The following is a 15646-nucleotide window of genomic DNA, read 5'->3' as shown; positions in this document are numbered from 1 at the left end:
AGCCAATCTCCTTTATTGCAGTAAATGCTATCAAAGGAGCGGCATCAAACCGCGACAGGTCCAGTCAATGGATCTATGAAGAAGCTATAGCGCTGCTTTAGGCTGGATCATTGCAAAATGTATGTGTGGTTTCAAAGGTGAAAAAAATGTTCGCTTGCCACTAGACGACCAGTCTAATTGATCCTAAATGACCACCATGGACACTCAAACTAAAGACACACGCAGTCATATTCTATCCGTTGGGCGAAGCCTCACGGCGCGGCATGGGTATTCTGGCGTCGGCCTGAGTGAGTTGCTGAAAGCGGCGGAGGTGCCAAAAGGCTCGTTCTATCATTACTTCGCTTCAAAAGAAGCCTACGGCTGTGCCCTTCTCGAAGACTTCGTTGCGCAGTATATCGTAGGTCTGGACGATACGCTGTTCAATCGAAAGATGGATGCGCGTACGCGTTTGCTACGTTATTTTGAAGGCTGGTTTGATAAGCAAACCGGATCAAACCTTCAGGATCGCTGCCTTGTGGTGAAACTTTCTGCCGAGGTGGCCGACCTATCCGTAGATATGAGTAAAATTCTAGAGCAGGGCGTAGCAGATATCATCGCAAGCCTGACGCAAACGATAGAAGAAGGCATCGCCGACGGATCAATTGCGCCGCTCCAAGATCCGTGTGGGGTCGCCCAGTCGGTCTATTTTCAATGGCTCGGCGCCAGCCTTGTCGCGGGATTAACGCAAGATAGCAGACCCTTGGATATCGCCGTCAAATCGACGGCTGAAACAATCAGGCCTGCCTAATACAACTTTCACCCTAACAATAGTCGACCGGTCTAATTACATATCTCTGTGATGGGACCGGTACGATGGAACCAACACTACGCGGCAACGTTGACGTTGTCCGCTAGCACCAATCAAAGGAAACGACCCGATGAACAATTTCGACCTGCACAATCCGACGCATATTATTTTCGGAAAAGGCCGCATTGCGGACCTTGATGCCCAGATTCCAGCAGAAGCCAAAGTTTTGCTTCTTTACGGTGGCGGGAGCGCAGAGCGCACTGGTGTTTTGGCGCAGGTTCGCGAGGCGCTAGGCAGTCGGACAGTGGTTGAATTCAGTGGCATCGAGCCAAACCCACGCTTTGCTACCGCCATTAAGGCCGTGGACGTGATCAAAAAAAACGACCTGACCTTTCTTTTGGCGGTCGGCGGTGGGTCCGTCATTGATGCGACAAAATTCATCGCTGCGGCTTCGCAGTATAACGGTGATGCATGGGATATCTTGACATCAATGGGCGGCGTTGTGACATCGGCGATGCCATTTGGTACTGTTCTGACGTTGCCTGCAACAGCGTCCGAGATGAACCCCGCCTCGGTTATCACGCACGCCGAAAAGGGTGCAAAACTGCCCTTTAGGAGCAAGCATTGTTATCCTGTATTCTCGGTCCTCGACCCCGAGCTGACCTATACGCTGCCGCCGCGTCAGATCGCCAATGGCGTCGCTGATGCCTTTGTGCATATTATTGAGCAGTATCTGACCTACCCCGTTGCCGCGTCTGTCCAAGACGGTTTTGCCGAGACGCTTTTGCGCACTCTGATCGAGCTTGGTCCCAAGGCACTCGCGACACCAGATGATTACGATATTCGCGCTAACCTTATGTGGACGGCGACGCTTGCCTTAAACGGTCTTATTGGCGCAGGCGTCCCGCAAGATTGGGCAAGCCATATGATCGGGCATGAAATCACCGCGCTAAACGACACAGATCACGCCCGTACTTTGGCGGTTGTCCTTCCTGCGTTGATGCAGGACCAACGTGGTCCGAAACGTGAAAAACTTCTGCAATATGCGGCCAATGTTTGGAACATTCGTGACGGCGATGATGACGCGCGCATTGATGCCGCGATTGAAGCAACCCGCGCGTTTTTCCACACGATCGGTATCGATACACGCCTGAGTGACTACGGCATGGGCGCGCCCGATATAGATTTGATTGTTGCGGCTCTCGAAAGCCATGGCATGACCGCACTCGGTGAACATCAAGCGATTACACCAGTTGTCGCACGCCGCATTCTTAACGCCGCGCTTTAAAAGGACTTAGTTTATGACACAGACTACAACAACAAATCGGCAGCTTGTTTTGGCCACGCGGCCTCAGGGAGAACCGACCAAAGATACGTTAAATTTGGTTGAAACAGCGATCCCAACGGCTGGCGCAGATCAGATGCTGCTTCGCACCGAATTTCTTTCGCTTGATCCTTACATGCGTGGGCGCATGAGTGACGCGCCATCCTATGCTGCACCTGTTGAGATTGGTGGCGTGATGGTTGGTGGCACCGTTGGGCAGGTCGTCACGTCCAATGTCGACGGGTTTGCAGAGGGCGATTATGTGCTGAGCTTTAATGGCTGGCAGGATTATGCCGTTTCGGACGGGACAGGCGTGACCAATCTTGGCAAAACGCCGGATCACCCGTCATGGGCGCTTGGTATTCTCGGGATGCCTGGCTTTACGGCATGGGCAGGTTTGACACGGATTGGTGCGCCAAAGGCGGGCGAAACGATTGTTGTCGCTGCCGCGACAGGGCCTGTTGGTGCCACCGTCGGTCAGATAGGGAAACTGTTAGGCTGTCGCGTGGTCGGTATCGCAGGTGGACCCGACAAATGCGTCTATGCGGTGGATGAGCTGGGCTTTGATGCTTGCATTGACCACAAGGGCGATGACTTCGCTGATCAGTTGGGCAAAGCGACCCCTGACGGTATCGATGTCTATTTTGAGAATGTTGGCGGCAAGGTACTGGATGCCGTGATACCATTGTTGAACCCTAACGCACGGATGCCGGTTTGCGGGTTAGTCTCGCAATATAACGCAACCGAATTGCCCAGCGGCCCCGACCGCATGAATTGGCTTATGGGTCAGATCTTGCGCAAAAAGATCAAGGTCCAAGGTTTCATCATTTTTGACGATTTCGGGCATCTCTATTCTGACTTCGCCAAGGAAATGTCCGCGTGGATTACTGCGGGCAAAATCAAATACCGCGAAGAGATCATCGACGGCTTGGAAAACGCACCAGAGGCCTTTGTTGGGCTTTTGAACGGCGAAAACTTCGGCAAGCGCGTGATCCGCGTTGGCCATAAATGAAAGATGAAAACATGAAAATTTTAATGGTTCTCACATCGCACGACCAACTGGGCGATACAGGCAAAAAGACCGGCTTCTGGCTCGAAGAGTTTGCAGCCCCTTACTACGTATTCAAGGACGCGGGCGCAGAGATCACACTTGCATCGCCAAAGGGCGGCCAGCCACCCATTGATCCAACGAGCGACGAAGACGGCGCACAAACTGATGATACACGCCGTTTTAAGGATGATGCAGAAGCGCAAAAGCATTTGGCAACAACGCTCAAGCTTTCGGACGTGTCCGAGGCTGGCTTTGACGCGGTATTTTATCCGGGTGGCCACGGCCCGCTTTGGGACCTTGCCGAAGACGCCGACAGCAAGCGCTTGATCGAAGCTTTTGCAGCGGCTGACCTGCCAATCGGCGCGGTGTGTCACGCACCCGCTGTATTCCGCCACACAAATGGCACCGACGGCAAGCCGTTGGTATCTGGGCGCCGCGTCACTGGCTTTACCAATACCGAAGAAGACGCGGTTGGCCTTACGAACGTCGTGCCTTTCTTGGTCGGGGATATGCTGAAGGCAAATGGCGGCACCTATGAAAAGGGCGCTGATTGGGCAATCTTCGTGCTGCGCGATGGCAAGCTGATCACTGGCCAAAACCCTGCGTCTTCGGCGCCTGCAGCACAGGAACTTCTGGCGTTACTAGGGTAAGCTGGACGTCTACAGATAAAAGCTGTGGCGCAAATTTCTGCGCCGCAGCTTGTTTCGATGCGTCTTTCAAATTTATTTGGCGCCAACTGAGTACTTTCATCAACGTCCAGATTGACCTGATATATGTTTATGTGTGGGGTCAAAACGGGCCTCTGCCTGATGAGACCTAACCGTATCAAACGGAATCCGATGGATACGCCGTTGTGGCGAGGCGATAAAATCAGATCGAAAAGACTGGTGCGCAGCCCCGAGCGTCCGCTTTATCCAAGTTGCCCGATTTAGGTCGCATCCGCAGCGAATGGTAGCTCTCTGCCCCTTCTATGCAATGCAATGGTATTGGACGATCAAGAGAGGCACGGGTGTGAGACAAATCGTAACTCGCGCTGGGTCAAGTAGTTCGTTTATAGGCACAAATCATAATGGCGGGCGTTCCGGGATCGTCCGTCCACATCAATCGTGTGAATTCTGCAAGCCTTGTGATTGCAAACCGTGACAGCGGGTTTTGCATTGTGAAATTGGTCCTTATAGTCGCCGAAACACTTACGCGGGACAGGCAAAAATGGCGCGAACACAGATCCAAACGCCAGCTTTCAACATTATGATCGTTGGACAGGCAGGCAGGCTTCAATACGAGGCGGTTTTGTTTGTGGCCAGTTTGCGTGAGAATTCGCCCGATTTTCGCGGGCGTATGATTGTGGTGGAACCGCAGGCCGGACCGTTGTGGGACAACGACCCTACAATGAGCGCCGAGATCAAGGATGTTTTGACCGGCATGGGTGCAGAGATTGCGCCGTTCGAGAGCAAGCATTTTGGCCATCGTTACCCTTATGGCAACAAAATAGAGGGTTTAAGTGCGATGCCCGCTGGCGAACCGTTTGTGTTTTTTGACACCGATACGTTGATCATGGGCGATCTGGACAGCGTTCCGTTTGATTTTGACGCTCCTGCCGCGTCGATGAAACGTGAGGGCACTTGGCCTGAGGAAGAGCTGTATTGGCCCGGCTATACCGCGATTTGGAAGTCGCTATATGACAAATTCGGACTGGAGTTCGAAAGCACGCTCGATCTGTCGCAGCCCGATGACTATTGGCAGCGGTATTTGTATTTTAACGCGGGCTGGTTCTTTGGTGCGGACCCTGCGGCGTTTGGTGCGCGGTTCTTGGAATATGCGCTGGCGGTGCGCGATGACAGGCCCGAGGAACTGGCGATCCAGTCGCTAGATCCATGGCTGGATCAGGTGGTTTTGCCTTTGGTGATCCATAGCTTTGGCGGCGGTCGCCCTGCCCCCGCATTAAGTGGTCTGGACGGTGATGTGAGCTGCCATTACCGCGTTCTTCCGCTGTTTTATGCCCGTGAAACAGAGGCCGCTGTGGCGATGATGGAAAAAGTGGCGGCACCCAATAAGATCAAGAAATGGCTCAAAATGTATGAGCCATACAAGCGCATGATTTATCAGGGGCGCGGCCGAAAAGTGCGCGCATTGTTCGATCGCAGCGACCTGCCCCCGCGCGAGCAGCAGATCCGCAACAAGATCAAAGCCGCAGGGTTTTGGGAGCGGTAGGCTAAGGACGTGCCATAAAGCGGCGTTGAGCGCATTGGTTGGGACGCGGGCGAGGTCATTAAAAGGTGTGGGTGTGTTTGGTCCAAGTTTAAAGGCGCAGCACATTTCAAGATCATAGTCCTGCTTCAACGAATCGTCTCATTGACCCTCGTGTTAATCCGCAGGGCCGGATTTCTGGTGCGAGGGGTGGAGGAAGGGCGTTGAGTGCCGATGCGATTGCATTTAGACATGGCACAACCAATTTCAAAAGGAACAATCCGATGAGTGAATCACAAAAACTGGGCTTTGATACTCTGCAAGTTCATGCGGGCGCACGCCCTGACCCTACAACAGGTGCACGCCAGGTCCCGATTTATCAGACAACCGCTTATGTGTTTCGCGATGCGGATCATGCGGCGAAACTGTTTAACCTTCAGGAAGTCGGCTACATTTATTCGCGTCTGACCAATCCAACGATTGCGGCATTACAAGAACGCATTGCCACGTTGGAAGGTGGCGTGGGGGGCGTTTGCTGCTCGTCGGGTCATGCGGCGCAGCTGATGGCATTGTTTCCGTTGATGGGTCCGGGCCTGAATGTTGTGGTGTCGAGCCGTCTTTATGGTGGGACGATCACGCAGTTCAGCCAGACGATCAAGCGTTTTGGTTGGTCGGCGACGTTTGTGGATATTGATGACGCGGCAGCTGTCGAAGCGGCGATTGATGATAATACCCGCGCGATTTTCTGCGAGACGATTGCCAATCCGGGCGGGCATATTGCCGATATTGATGGCTTGGCCAAGATTGCTGATGCCGCAGGGATCCCGTTGATTGTTGATAACACCACGGCGACGCCGTACCTGTGCAATCCGATTGCGCATGGGGCCACTTTGGTGGTGCATTCGACTACCAAATATCTGACCGGAAACGGCACCGTGATGGGTGGCTGTGTGGTAGATAGCGGCAAGTTTGACTGGACCCAAAACGACAAGTTTCCAAGCCTGTCACAGCCGGAACCAGCATATCACGGCACGGTTTTCGCCGAGACCTTTGGCCCGATGGCATTTACGTTCCACGGCATCGCGATTGGTCTGCGCGACTTGGGTATGACGATGAACCCGCAGGCGGCGCATTATACCTTGATGGGGATAGAGACCCTGTCGCTGCGGATGCAGCGTCATGTCGAGAATGCGCAAAAAGTGGCTGCGTGGTTGGAGAATGATCCGCGTGTGGATTATGTGACTTATGCGGGGCTCGACAGTTCGCCATATAAGAAACTTGTGCCACAGATTTGCCCCAAGGGCGCAGGCGCGTTGTTCACGATTGCGGTGAAAGGCGGCTATGATGCGTGCGTCAAGCTGGTCGAAAGTCTGGAAATTTTCAGCCATGTCGCTAACTTGGGCGATACCCGCAGTCTGGTCATTCACCCTGCCAGCACAACCCACCGTCAGTTGGAAACCGCACAGCAAGAGGCCGCGGGTGCGGGGCCGAGTATTGTGCGCCTGTCGATCGGGATCGAGACTGTTGAAGACTTGATCGCCGATCTGGATCAGGCACTGGCCAAAGCCTCTGCCTGATCGCGCAATGTACGGCCCCGCGGAAACGTGGGGCCGTTTACTGTTCCAATTCCCAGATCATTGTCAAAGTTGCGGAAATTTCTAACTCTCCTGCGGCGACGGGCACGGCGCTTCGCGCAGCGTCAAATGACATTTCCGCCATCTTTGGCATCGGCGAATGAGCGTTCACGCCTTCCGAAAGCAGCATGATCGGGCCGAGGGTTGTGCCTGCGGCGGTTGAATAGACCTCTGCTTTGGCGCGCGCGTCGGCCACTGCGGCTTGGCGGGCGGCAGTCAGGAAGGGCGCACGGTCAGCCACGTCAAAACTCAGACCGTTCATCTGGTTGGCCCCGTCACGCACCGCTGCATCAAGAACCACCCCGAGATTTTCAAGGTCGAACACCTGCACCTGCACATCCGATGCGGCGGTGTAGCCGATCACCTTGCGTGTCTGTCCGTCAACGTAATCGGAGTACCGCTGGTCGATGCGCAGATTGCTGGTTTGCACGTGCTCGGGCGCGATACTGGCGTCACGTAACTGCGCCAAGACAGCCTCCATCGACGCGCTCATTGCGTCAAGCGCCGCCGCTGCGGTATCTGCGTCCTGACTGACCCCTAGCGTGACACGCGCCATATCGGGGGTCGCTAAAACCATGCCGGTGCCAGTGACGTTGATTTGCGGCTGGCCCCCCTCGGCCATTGCGGCCCCTGCCCAAAGGCTGCCCATGCATAGTGCCGCCGAGAAATGTCGTATTATAGATGTCATCTTGATCGTCCTTTTCTGATCATTCACAGGTTAGACGTAGTGTGCCTGCCAATCCTTGGGCGCGCATCCGCAAAGAGTTGGATTTGGCGGATTATTGCTATAGGCTGCCCTTGCCGGGTGAAACCTGTTTTGCCCCATTACACCAACATGATAGAGCATGTGAATGACAGTAAACTTTGCACTCTCGCTCTCTTCGGACGGAATTCAGCTGCTGCAACGTGCAGATGACGGCTGGCTTCTCGTCGGCAATACGTCTGTGGATGTTCCCGATCTGGGTGCGGCGCTGGCGAAATTGCGCGAAGATGCGATGCGTCTGTCCCCAAGCGGGGTGCGGACTAAACTTCTGATTCCTAACGAACAGATCAAGTATATCACCTTGGAAACCACCCTGACGAGCCTTGCTGATGTGCAAACTGCGCTCAAGGATGCGACGCCTTATGCGGTGAACGAGCTGGTGATCGATTTCGACCGCAGCGGCGGGCGGACGTTTATTGCCGCTGTTGCTCGCGAGACGCTGGAAGAGGCGGAAGCCTTCGCCACGCAGTATGATTTTGCACCGCAGAGTTTTGCAGCGATTGCCGAGCGTGACATGTTTTCGGGCGAGGTTTTCTTTGGTCCGGCCAAGGGCGCATCCGGTCCGGTTGCACGCGATAGTGCGGCGGTTGTTGTTGTGGGCCATGCCAAGTTTCCGGCGGATGTGGTTGACGAGGTCGAGGATGAGGACACCGGTGAGTTAGACATATTCACGCCGCTGCCACGCATGGTTGATCCTGAAAAGGTCGGGCCGGTTCTGGCGGTGCCGACGGGCGATGTGGTCGGACCACAGCTGGCCAATCCTGACACAGGTATTCCGCCACCTCCTGCAAAGCCTGTCGATGCAAAAGCGCCGGAGCTTGTTGTGGCCCCTGCGGTGACGGGTGACGCAAAAATGGTGCTTGCGGCCCCGCGCGCCGAGGATCTGGCCGCGTCTGGCGGATTTGCGTCGCGCCGCAAATCACCCGCGATAGACGTTGACCGACGCGACGTGCCTGCACCACGCGAGCATGCAACCAAAGAACCCGCGACAAAGCAGCCCAAGGTGAAACGCGGGAAACCACGTTTTCTGGGGCTGATCCTGACGGCGATCTTGTTGATTGTGATGGCCTTGGTCGCACTTTGGGCGTCATCGTTGACCGAGGAGGATCTGGCAGGGTGGTTCGGGTCGTCTACGGGTGGGATCGAGACGACCGAAACGGTGGCCCCGCCTGCCACACCACAGGTGGCGGCCGCTGCAGCGCAGGTCGAGCCAACACCGCCCGCAGCGGCAGCAGACCCGTCGCCGACACCCGATGCACAACCGCAGGTTACCACCAATGAGCAAGGCCACGTGTTGAGCCCTGCCGAGGCCGAGCAAATTTATGCCGCGACCGGCGTGTGGCAGCGTGCGCCGCGCCTGCCGTTAGAGCCGCGCACCGAGACGTTAACTGCCCCCTTGCCACAACCCGAGCCGACGCTGGCCGCCCTTGCCATGCCCGTTATGCCGACCATTTCCACTATGAGCCCTGATCCAGCGTTGATTGCCCCGATCAATCCGCCCGCACCAGGCACCGATTTTCAACGTGACGCTGACGGATTTATCCTCGCGACATCGCAAGGCGCAGTGACCCCGCAGGGTGCAGTGGTCTTTTCCGGTCCTCCGTCCAAACGCCCGCCGTTGCGCCCGCAGGCGGCCGCGGCAGCTATGTCCGCAATTGTCGATGATGCGTTGGTCGCCCCCGAGGGTGTTGTTTTGATTGCAGGGCGTCCGTCCAAAGTGCCGCCGTTGCGCCCGGCCAATGCCGCTTTGCCTGAAGTGTCAGCAGAAGCCGACGACGCGGTTCAAGAGGGTGAGCAAACCGCTTTTGCTGATCCCACCCTTGCAGGTGAGCGTCCCAGAGTGCGCCCTGAGGGGCTTGCGCCCGCAACCGTGCCAGAGCCCGAAGCAGAAGACGCGCCCGAACCTGCCGCCCCTGCGGTGCCCGATATTACCGATGTTGTTGCGGCCATTACTGCCGCCGCCCCGCCAAGCCCCTATGTAAATGCAACGGCGCGGGCTGTACGTGCCTCGCCGCGCCCCGACCCACGTCCGCGTAATTTTGCCCGTGTTGTAAGCCGCGCTACCGATCTGGCAGCACAGCAGGCCGCACGTCAGCAACCCGCGCCGCAACAACAGGTTGCAAGCCAGCAAGCGCCGGCACAAGCACCAACGCAGGCAGTATCCAACGCCCCTGCGCAATCGTCGGGCGCCGTGCCGGGTGGTGTGGCCACGGCCGCGACCTTGCAAAACGCAATCAAACTACGCGATGTCAATCTGATTGGTGTTTACGGACGCCCGAGCGATCGCCGCGCCTTGGTCCGGCTGGGCAATGGCCGCTATGTCAAAGTGCAAGTCGGCAGCGAGCTTGATGGTGGACAGGTTTCAGCAATCGGTGACAGTGCGCTCAATTACGTCAAACGTGGCCGTACAATCGCGATCCAACTGCCAAACAGCTAGTCGTTTCGGTTGATTTTACCATCCATGCAGCGGATAGATGGCGCATGGAAACAATACTACTTCAGGCGACGATTTATTTAGGCGCGGCGATTATTGCCGTCCCACTTGCTGCCCGTTTGGGGCTTGGGTCTGTGCTGGGGTATCTGACGGCAGGTATTATTATCGGGCCGGCCTTGGGGCTGGTTGGTAACGAGGCGCAGGACATCCAGCATTTTGCCGAATTCGGCGTTGTCATGATGCTGTTTTTGATCGGGCTCGAATTGGAGCCGCGCGTGTTATGGGACATGCGCAGGCGATTGATCGGGCTGGGCGGGTTGCAGATTCTGTTGACCACGGGTGCCATCATGGCGGCAGCGATCTGGTTTCTGGACTTTGATGCGGCAACCGCGCTGGCGATCGGGCTGATCTTTGCGTTGTCGTCTACGGCGATTGTTTTACAGACTTTAGCTGAAAAAGGGTTGATGCAAACAGGCGGTGGCCGGTCGATATTTTCGGTACTTTTGACCCAGGATATTGCGGTGATCCCGACGCTGGCCTTGCTGCCGCTGTTGGCCGTGGCGAGCCCGATGACAATGGCCCCTGACGGATCGCTAGAACGCGCGGGCGAAGCGATTGACGCACATGAGGCGATGAGCCTTGTTGACGGATTGCCTGCATGGGGTGTGACCTTGGTGACATTGGGCGCGGTGGTGGCGATTGTCCTAGTGGGGGTGTTTTTGACCCGCCCGATTTTCCGCTATATTCACCAAGCCCGTTTACGCGAGATGTATACCGCACTGGCATTGTTGATGGTGGTCTCAATTGCCGAGCTGATGACGCTAGTGGGTCTTTCGCCAGCTCTTGGCACGTTTTTGGCGGGTGTGGTTTTGGCCAACTCCGAATTCCGACACGAGCTGGAAAGCGACCTTGAGCCGTTTAAAGGGCTGTTGCTGGGTCTGTTCTTTATCACGGTAGGTGCAGGCATAGATTTTGAATTGCTCGCGGCCAGTCCAGGTTTTATTCTGGGGGCGACGGCGGCGGTGATTTTAATCAAGGGCGTTGTGCTGTTTGGCCTGTCGCTGTTGTTCAAGATGAACGGCAAAGACCGGTGGTTGTTCACCCTTGGTCTGGCCCAAGCGGGCGAATTCGGCTTTGTGCTGGTGTCGTTTTCATTGCAACAAGGTGTGTTGGGCGAGGTGGTATCGGCGACGGTGTTGTTGATTATCGCCATGTCGATGCTGGTCACGCCTTTGTTGTTCATCACCTATGATCAGCTCAGCAAGCGGGTTGCCCACAGCAGCGGACCCGATGATGATGAAGTCGACGCGCAAGGCACCGTGCTAATCGCCGGTATCGGGCGTTTTGGGCAGATTGTGAACCGCTTGTTGCAATCTGCGGGATTTAGCACGGTGGTGATCGATAATGATTTGCAGACCGTGCAGATGATGCGCACCTTCGGATTTCGCGGCTTCTTTGGTGATCCGACCCGTCCTGATTTGCTGGCGGCAGCGGGATTGGACGAGGCCCGTGTGCTGGTGGTTGCGATTGATGATAAAGCATCAGCGGTCAAATTGGTGACTTATGCCCGCAAAGCCCGTCCTGATTTGCATATTATCGCCCGCGCCCATGACCGCGTGCATGTCTACGAGCTATACGCTGCGGGTGCCAACGACATTGTGCGCGAGATGTTTGATGGCTCGTTGCGGGCAGGTCGGTATGCATTAGAGAACCTTGGACTGACAAATTTCGAGGCAGCCGAGGCCGAAACCTTGTTTTACGAGCATGACCGTGCGGCGGTGCGCGAGTTGGCGAAGTTATGGAAGCCGGGGATCTCGCTTGCGGATAATGCCGAATATGTCGCACAGTCCAAGAAGCTGAATAACGATCTTGAAACAGCACTTGGCACCCGTCAGCACAAGAAAGAGACTGGCGGTTAACTGGCGCAGGACAAGGCGTTATCAAGCGATGCGCGGCCAAAATGCGGGCCAGTATCGCGTGTGGTGAGCGTATCGTTTTCAAGTGATGTGGCCATGATACGGGTCCAGTCGCCGCTAGCGGTGATGACCTCGATAGTTCCGTCACAGCTACGGATGCCGCCACCGATATCACGCTCGCCGATCCGGTGGTTGGTCAGATCGGGTTTGGTCCCTACGAGCGATAGCTGTGCGCTGCCGTCGGGCTGCGGCAGATAACGATAAATCGTCAGTATCTTTGTCAGATGGGGCCTGTCGATATAGGCAATCTCGACGTATCCGTCCCCGTCCAGATCAGCCGCCCCTGCCACGGCAAGCCAGCGGTAGGGTGCGCCGATAAATTCGGTGGTGGCTTTGGCGACCAGCGCGTTGTTGGCGTCAAGCCCCCAGATCGCAAGCCGCGCGCCAAAGTATTCGTGGCTCTCGACGGTGATCACTTCGGGCGCGCCATCAAGGTCCATATCGACAAGGCGGGGGGCGGTATCCTCGAACACAAGCGTATCTGGCCAAAACACGTCGCGCGTTTCGCCGCTCTCAAGTGTGACGCGCAGCCCCGCATGTTCAATCGTATCGCCCAACACGCCGTGGGCATAGCGCGAGGTCGGCTCGGTATACTCAGCGGCCACGATTGTTTCAGCCTGCCCTGCCCCCGTCAGAGCAAGCCAGCAGACCGTGGCCGCCATACGCATTAAATTTGCTTTTCTGGCATCTGCACACGCAACCCGTCCAGTGCGTCAGTCACCTTGATCTGGCACGTCAGGCGGGACTTTGTCGCGTCCGGCTGATAGGCAAAGTCGAGCATATCTTCTTCCATCGCGTCTTTTGGCGTCAGCTTTTCCACCCAGGCGTCGTCCACATAAACGTGGCAAGTCGAGCAGGCACATGCGCCGCCGCAATCAGCTTCGATCCCTGGAATGCCGTTGTCGCGCGCGCCTTCCATGACGGTCATGCCGTTGGCGACATCTACAACGTGCTCTTTGCCGCCGTGTTCTACATAGGTAATTTTGGCCATCTCGATGGCTCCCTTTTCACAAGACTTACAAACTTGCGGCATTTCTAACCATAGGGCGCGCGGCAGACCACCCCAAAACTGTGCTATGTGTGCCAACCTTGATAACAAAACTTTGCAGGTGCTTTGGTGGGACGCGCACATGGGGTATAGCGGTGCAAGATAACACGCACCAAGAGGTCTGCACCAATGAAATCGCTGTTTTATGCCACGGTGATTGCCACCATTTGCGCCTGTGCGCCTGTGCAGCCGCGCCCCGCCAATGTGATGATTGATGTGGCCCCGATCGAGGTCCAGCGCGACGGGCGGTGTTTTGCCAATGACACGGCCCCTGCGGTAATCCAGACCGTGCGCCTGCAAGAAATAGAGACGGCCGAGACACGCAGCGCGGATGGCACTGTGATCAGCCCTGCCACGTTCCGCACCGCCATCCGCCAGCAAATTCTGCGCGAGCGCGCCCCGATCCGGTTCGAGACCGTGTGTCCGCAAGACTATACCCGTGATTTTGTCGCGACCCTGCAGCGCGCGCTGACGGTGCGCGGGATCTATCAAGGGCCGATTTCGGGCAACCTGGACAATGCAACAGCCACCGCTACGCGGGTGTTTCAACGACAAGACGGGCCTGATTCTGTATTGCTGTCAGTGCAAACAGCGCGGGTTTTGGGGATTGTGGCACTGGATCGCGCGACGTTGGACGCGGATTAAACGCCAAAGGGCGCAGCCTAAGCCGCGCCCTTCAGTTTGTGCATGTCGTTGGAATTAGTCCAGCAACAGAGCTTCGAAACGTGGGTCACCGCCGCGACGTAAAAGCAGCAGCAAGGATTTGCGCCCTGCGTCTTTTGCCGCGGCAATCTGCGCCTCTAGGTCTGCGACGGCTGTGATCGTCTCGCGGCCTGCTTCTACAATCAAATCGCCTGCAATCAGCCCTTTGGACGCTGCGTCGCTGGCGGGGTCAATCTGTGTGATCACAAGTCCGGTGGCGTCGGCCAGCGAATACTGCTCTTCCAACTCGGGAGTGATTTCCGACAGGGTCATTCCAAGGATTTCAGAGCTGTCAGGTGCGGTTGGATCTTCGGCGGCGACAGGAAATGCTTGTGCTTCTGCGGTTTCACGTCGGCCAAGCACAACAGTAATGTCCAGCGTTTCGCCGTTGCGCAAAATGACCACGGGGACCTCTTTGCCAACCGGCGAGTTGCCTACGATACGCACCAGTTCTTTGGTGTCTCCGATTGTGATCCCGTCAAAGGTTGTGATCACGTCACCGCCCAACATGCCTGCGTCTTCTGCAGGGCCTGATGGCACGTCTGTGATCAATGCACCGCTCGCCGAGTTCAACCCGTCGATGGCATCAACCATATCGGGTGTGACATCCTGAATGCGCACGCCAAGCCAGCCGCGGCGGGTTTCGCCGAATTCCTTAAGCTGGTCGACAACGTTGCTGACCACAGCCGATGACATGGCAAAACCGATGCCAATCGAGCCGCCGTTTGGTGACAGGATCGCCGTGTTCACACCGACAACTTCACCGTCCATATTAAACAGTGGTCCGCCAGAGTTACCACGATTGATCGCCGCATCTGTCTGGATATAGTCGTCGTAAGTTCCTGATAACGCGCGATTACGCGCCGACACGATCCCTGCGGAGACAGAAAACCCCTGCCCCAGCGGATTGCCCATGGCCATCACCCAATCGCCAACGCGCGCGCCAGATGAACTGCTGTCGCCAAACGACACATAAGGCAGATCGTTCAAGTCAACTTTCAGCACTGCGATATCGGTGTTTGGATCGGTGCCGACCAGTTCGGCGGGCACACCTTCTTCTCCGCCAGGGAAGAATTCGATCAGAATTTCATCGGCCCCTTCAATGACGTGGTTGTTGGTCACGATATAGCCGTCTGCCGAGATCACAAAGCCGGAGCCAAGTGCCGAAGACTGCCGTGGTGCGCCGCCATCAGGTCGCTGCATATCGTTGAAAAAATCCTCAAACGGCGATCCTTCCGGCACTATGCCTTGCGGGCCTGTGCGTCCGGCAATCGTGGTTGACGTCGTGATGTTCACGACCGAGGGGCTGACCTGTTCGGCAAGATCGGCAAAGGTCACGGGACGCGCCTGCGCCTCGGACGGGGCGGCTTGCGAAAGCGCCAGTGCCACGGCCAGCGCCGTGCTTGTCATCAATGTCATAAATGCGCCGCGCGTTTGAGTGTCGCGGCCATGGGCTACAAGTGCCTGAGATCTCACGTGAAAAACTCCTTCAAACTGAAATTTGGCGGCGAAGTCCTCCCTCGCCTCTTCTGTGTAGTGTGAATGTAGGGCGCGCAAGACGCAACACAAAGAGCAATCGCGCATTTTCAACAGGACGTGATCAGCAGAGTGATCCGAATTAGGTAATTTCGACGAGATCCCGAATTACAGCGCTTGTGCCATAGGCAGCCATTGGGTGGGCGCACTAAGACCACGCCATTCGAGGTATCGGTTTTGCTTAGTTATCGGCTTGAGGAAACA

General features: G+C 56.3%; 13 protein-coding genes. 9 read left to right on the top strand and 4 right to left on the bottom strand.

Going from position 1 to position 15646, the window contains the following annotated elements; translation table 11 throughout:
* The first annotated feature begins 196 nt into the window (after positions 1 to 196).
* The 6 genes from ACXLHR_RS02895 to ACXLHR_RS02870 all read left to right on the top strand — a co-directional run bounded on the left by ACXLHR_RS02895 (position 197) and on the right by ACXLHR_RS02870 (position 6926).
* Entirely contained in the window at positions 197 to 787 is a 591-nt protein-coding gene (locus ACXLHR_RS02895; RefSeq protein WP_458790039.1) for a TetR/AcrR family transcriptional regulator, read from the top strand.
* Positions 788 to 917: 130 nt separating this feature from the next.
* Positions 918 to 2075, top strand: a complete 1158-nt coding sequence (locus ACXLHR_RS02890) for an iron-containing alcohol dehydrogenase (RefSeq protein WP_458790038.1) — start codon at positions 918 to 920, stop codon at positions 2073 to 2075.
* A gap of 13 nt (positions 2076 to 2088) precedes the next feature.
* Positions 2089 to 3123, top strand: a complete 1035-nt coding sequence (locus tag ACXLHR_RS02885) for an NADP-dependent oxidoreductase (RefSeq protein ID WP_458790037.1) — start codon at positions 2089 to 2091, stop codon at positions 3121 to 3123.
* 11 nt (positions 3124 to 3134) lie between these two features.
* Positions 3135 to 3812, top strand: a complete 678-nt coding sequence (locus ACXLHR_RS02880) for a type 1 glutamine amidotransferase domain-containing protein (RefSeq protein ID WP_458790036.1) — start codon at positions 3135 to 3137, stop codon at positions 3810 to 3812.
* Positions 3813 to 4371: 559 nt separating this feature from the next.
* A complete protein-coding gene (locus ACXLHR_RS02875) occupies positions 4372 to 5373 on the top strand; it encodes a hypothetical protein (RefSeq protein ID WP_458790035.1) in 1002 nt (333 codons plus the stop codon).
* Between the two features lie 260 nt (positions 5374 to 5633).
* Positions 5634 to 6926, top strand: coding sequence for an O-acetylhomoserine aminocarboxypropyltransferase/cysteine synthase family protein (locus ACXLHR_RS02870; protein ID WP_458790034.1), 1293 nt, complete (start codon positions 5634 to 5636; stop codon positions 6924 to 6926).
* 37 nt (positions 6927 to 6963) lie between these two features.
* Here ACXLHR_RS02870 and ACXLHR_RS02865 read toward each other — a convergent pair whose 3' ends face one another.
* The gene (locus tag ACXLHR_RS02865) at positions 6964 to 7671 is read right to left on the bottom strand and encodes an SIMPL domain-containing protein (protein WP_458790033.1); all 708 of its coding nucleotides are present in this window, start codon (positions 7669 to 7671) and stop codon (positions 6964 to 6966) included.
* Between the two features lie 163 nt (positions 7672 to 7834).
* Between ACXLHR_RS02865 and ACXLHR_RS02860 the strand changes: the two genes are divergently transcribed.
* Both ACXLHR_RS02860 and ACXLHR_RS02855 read left to right on the top strand, forming a co-directional pair.
* Positions 7835 to 10183 (top strand): hypothetical protein, encoded by a 2349-nt coding sequence (locus tag ACXLHR_RS02860; RefSeq protein WP_458790032.1) that lies wholly within the window; start codon positions 7835 to 7837, stop codon positions 10181 to 10183.
* Positions 10184 to 10227: 44 nt separating this feature from the next.
* Positions 10228 to 12099 (top strand): cation:proton antiporter domain-containing protein, encoded by a 1872-nt coding sequence (locus tag ACXLHR_RS02855; RefSeq protein ID WP_458790031.1) that lies wholly within the window; start codon positions 10228 to 10230, stop codon positions 12097 to 12099.
* On the opposite strand, the gene ACXLHR_RS02850 is transcribed toward ACXLHR_RS02855, so the two are convergent.
* Positions 12096 to 12824: an FG-GAP repeat domain-containing protein gene (locus ACXLHR_RS02850; RefSeq protein WP_458790030.1), complete on the bottom strand. Its 729-nt coding sequence runs from the start codon at positions 12822 to 12824 to the stop codon at positions 12096 to 12098. The genes ACXLHR_RS02855 and ACXLHR_RS02850 overlap by 4 nt on opposite strands.
* Positions 12824 to 13147, bottom strand: a complete 324-nt coding sequence (locus tag ACXLHR_RS02845; protein WP_458790029.1) for a 2Fe-2S iron-sulfur cluster-binding protein — start codon at positions 13145 to 13147, stop codon at positions 12824 to 12826. The genes ACXLHR_RS02850 and ACXLHR_RS02845 overlap by 1 nt, the downstream gene beginning before the upstream one ends.
* Before the next feature lie 186 nt (positions 13148 to 13333).
* Here ACXLHR_RS02845 and ACXLHR_RS02840 point away from each other — a divergent pair, with 186 nt between their 5' ends.
* Complete coding sequence (locus ACXLHR_RS02840; protein ID WP_458790028.1) at positions 13334 to 13849, top strand: peptidoglycan-binding domain-containing protein; 516 nt, start codon at positions 13334 to 13336, stop codon at positions 13847 to 13849.
* Positions 13850 to 13903: 54 nt separating this feature from the next.
* Here ACXLHR_RS02840 and ACXLHR_RS02835 read toward each other — a convergent pair whose 3' ends face one another.
* The gene (locus ACXLHR_RS02835; protein ID WP_458792457.1) at positions 13904 to 15325 is read right to left on the bottom strand and encodes a Do family serine endopeptidase; all 1422 of its coding nucleotides are present in this window, start codon (positions 15323 to 15325) and stop codon (positions 13904 to 13906) included.
* Between the last annotated feature and the right edge of the window lie 321 nt (positions 15326 to 15646).

Source organism: Yoonia sp. MH D7, assembly GCF_054439475.1.
Note: the sequence above shows the minus strand (reverse complement) of the source record. Positions and strands in the feature narration are given on the sequence as shown.

What these genes read in the sequence shown, in the direction of transcription:
- ACXLHR_RS02875 (WP_458790035.1), top strand. Translation starts at nt 4,372, where the DNA reads ATGGCGCGAACACAGATCCAAACGCCAGCTTTCAACATTATGATCGTT.
- ACXLHR_RS02845 (WP_458790029.1), bottom strand. Translation starts at nt 13,147, where the DNA reads ATGGCCAAAATTACCTATGTAGAACACGGCGGCAAAGAGCACGTTGTA.
- ACXLHR_RS02895 (WP_458790039.1), top strand. Translation starts at nt 197, where the DNA reads ATGGACACTCAAACTAAAGACACACGCAGTCATATTCTATCCGTTGGG.
- ACXLHR_RS02855 (WP_458790031.1), top strand. Translation starts at nt 10,228, where the DNA reads ATGGAAACAATACTACTTCAGGCGACGATTTATTTAGGCGCGGCGATT.
- ACXLHR_RS02865 (WP_458790033.1), bottom strand. Translation starts at nt 7,671, where the DNA reads ATGACATCTATAATACGACATTTCTCGGCGGCACTATGCATGGGCAGC.
- ACXLHR_RS02835 (WP_458792457.1), bottom strand. Translation starts at nt 15,325, where the DNA reads ATGACATTGATGACAAGCACGGCGCTGGCCGTGGCACTGGCGCTTTCG.
- ACXLHR_RS02885 (WP_458790037.1), top strand. Translation starts at nt 2,089, where the DNA reads ATGACACAGACTACAACAACAAATCGGCAGCTTGTTTTGGCCACGCGG.
- ACXLHR_RS02880 (WP_458790036.1), top strand. Translation starts at nt 3,135, where the DNA reads ATGAAAATTTTAATGGTTCTCACATCGCACGACCAACTGGGCGATACA.
- ACXLHR_RS02890 (WP_458790038.1), top strand. Translation starts at nt 918, where the DNA reads ATGAACAATTTCGACCTGCACAATCCGACGCATATTATTTTCGGAAAA.
- ACXLHR_RS02860 (WP_458790032.1), top strand. Translation starts at nt 7,835, where the DNA reads ATGACAGTAAACTTTGCACTCTCGCTCTCTTCGGACGGAATTCAGCTG.
- ACXLHR_RS02840 (WP_458790028.1), top strand. Translation starts at nt 13,334, where the DNA reads ATGAAATCGCTGTTTTATGCCACGGTGATTGCCACCATTTGCGCCTGT.
- ACXLHR_RS02870 (WP_458790034.1), top strand. Translation starts at nt 5,634, where the DNA reads ATGAGTGAATCACAAAAACTGGGCTTTGATACTCTGCAAGTTCATGCG.
- ACXLHR_RS02850 (WP_458790030.1), bottom strand. Translation starts at nt 12,824, where the DNA reads ATGCGTATGGCGGCCACGGTCTGCTGGCTTGCTCTGACGGGGGCAGGG.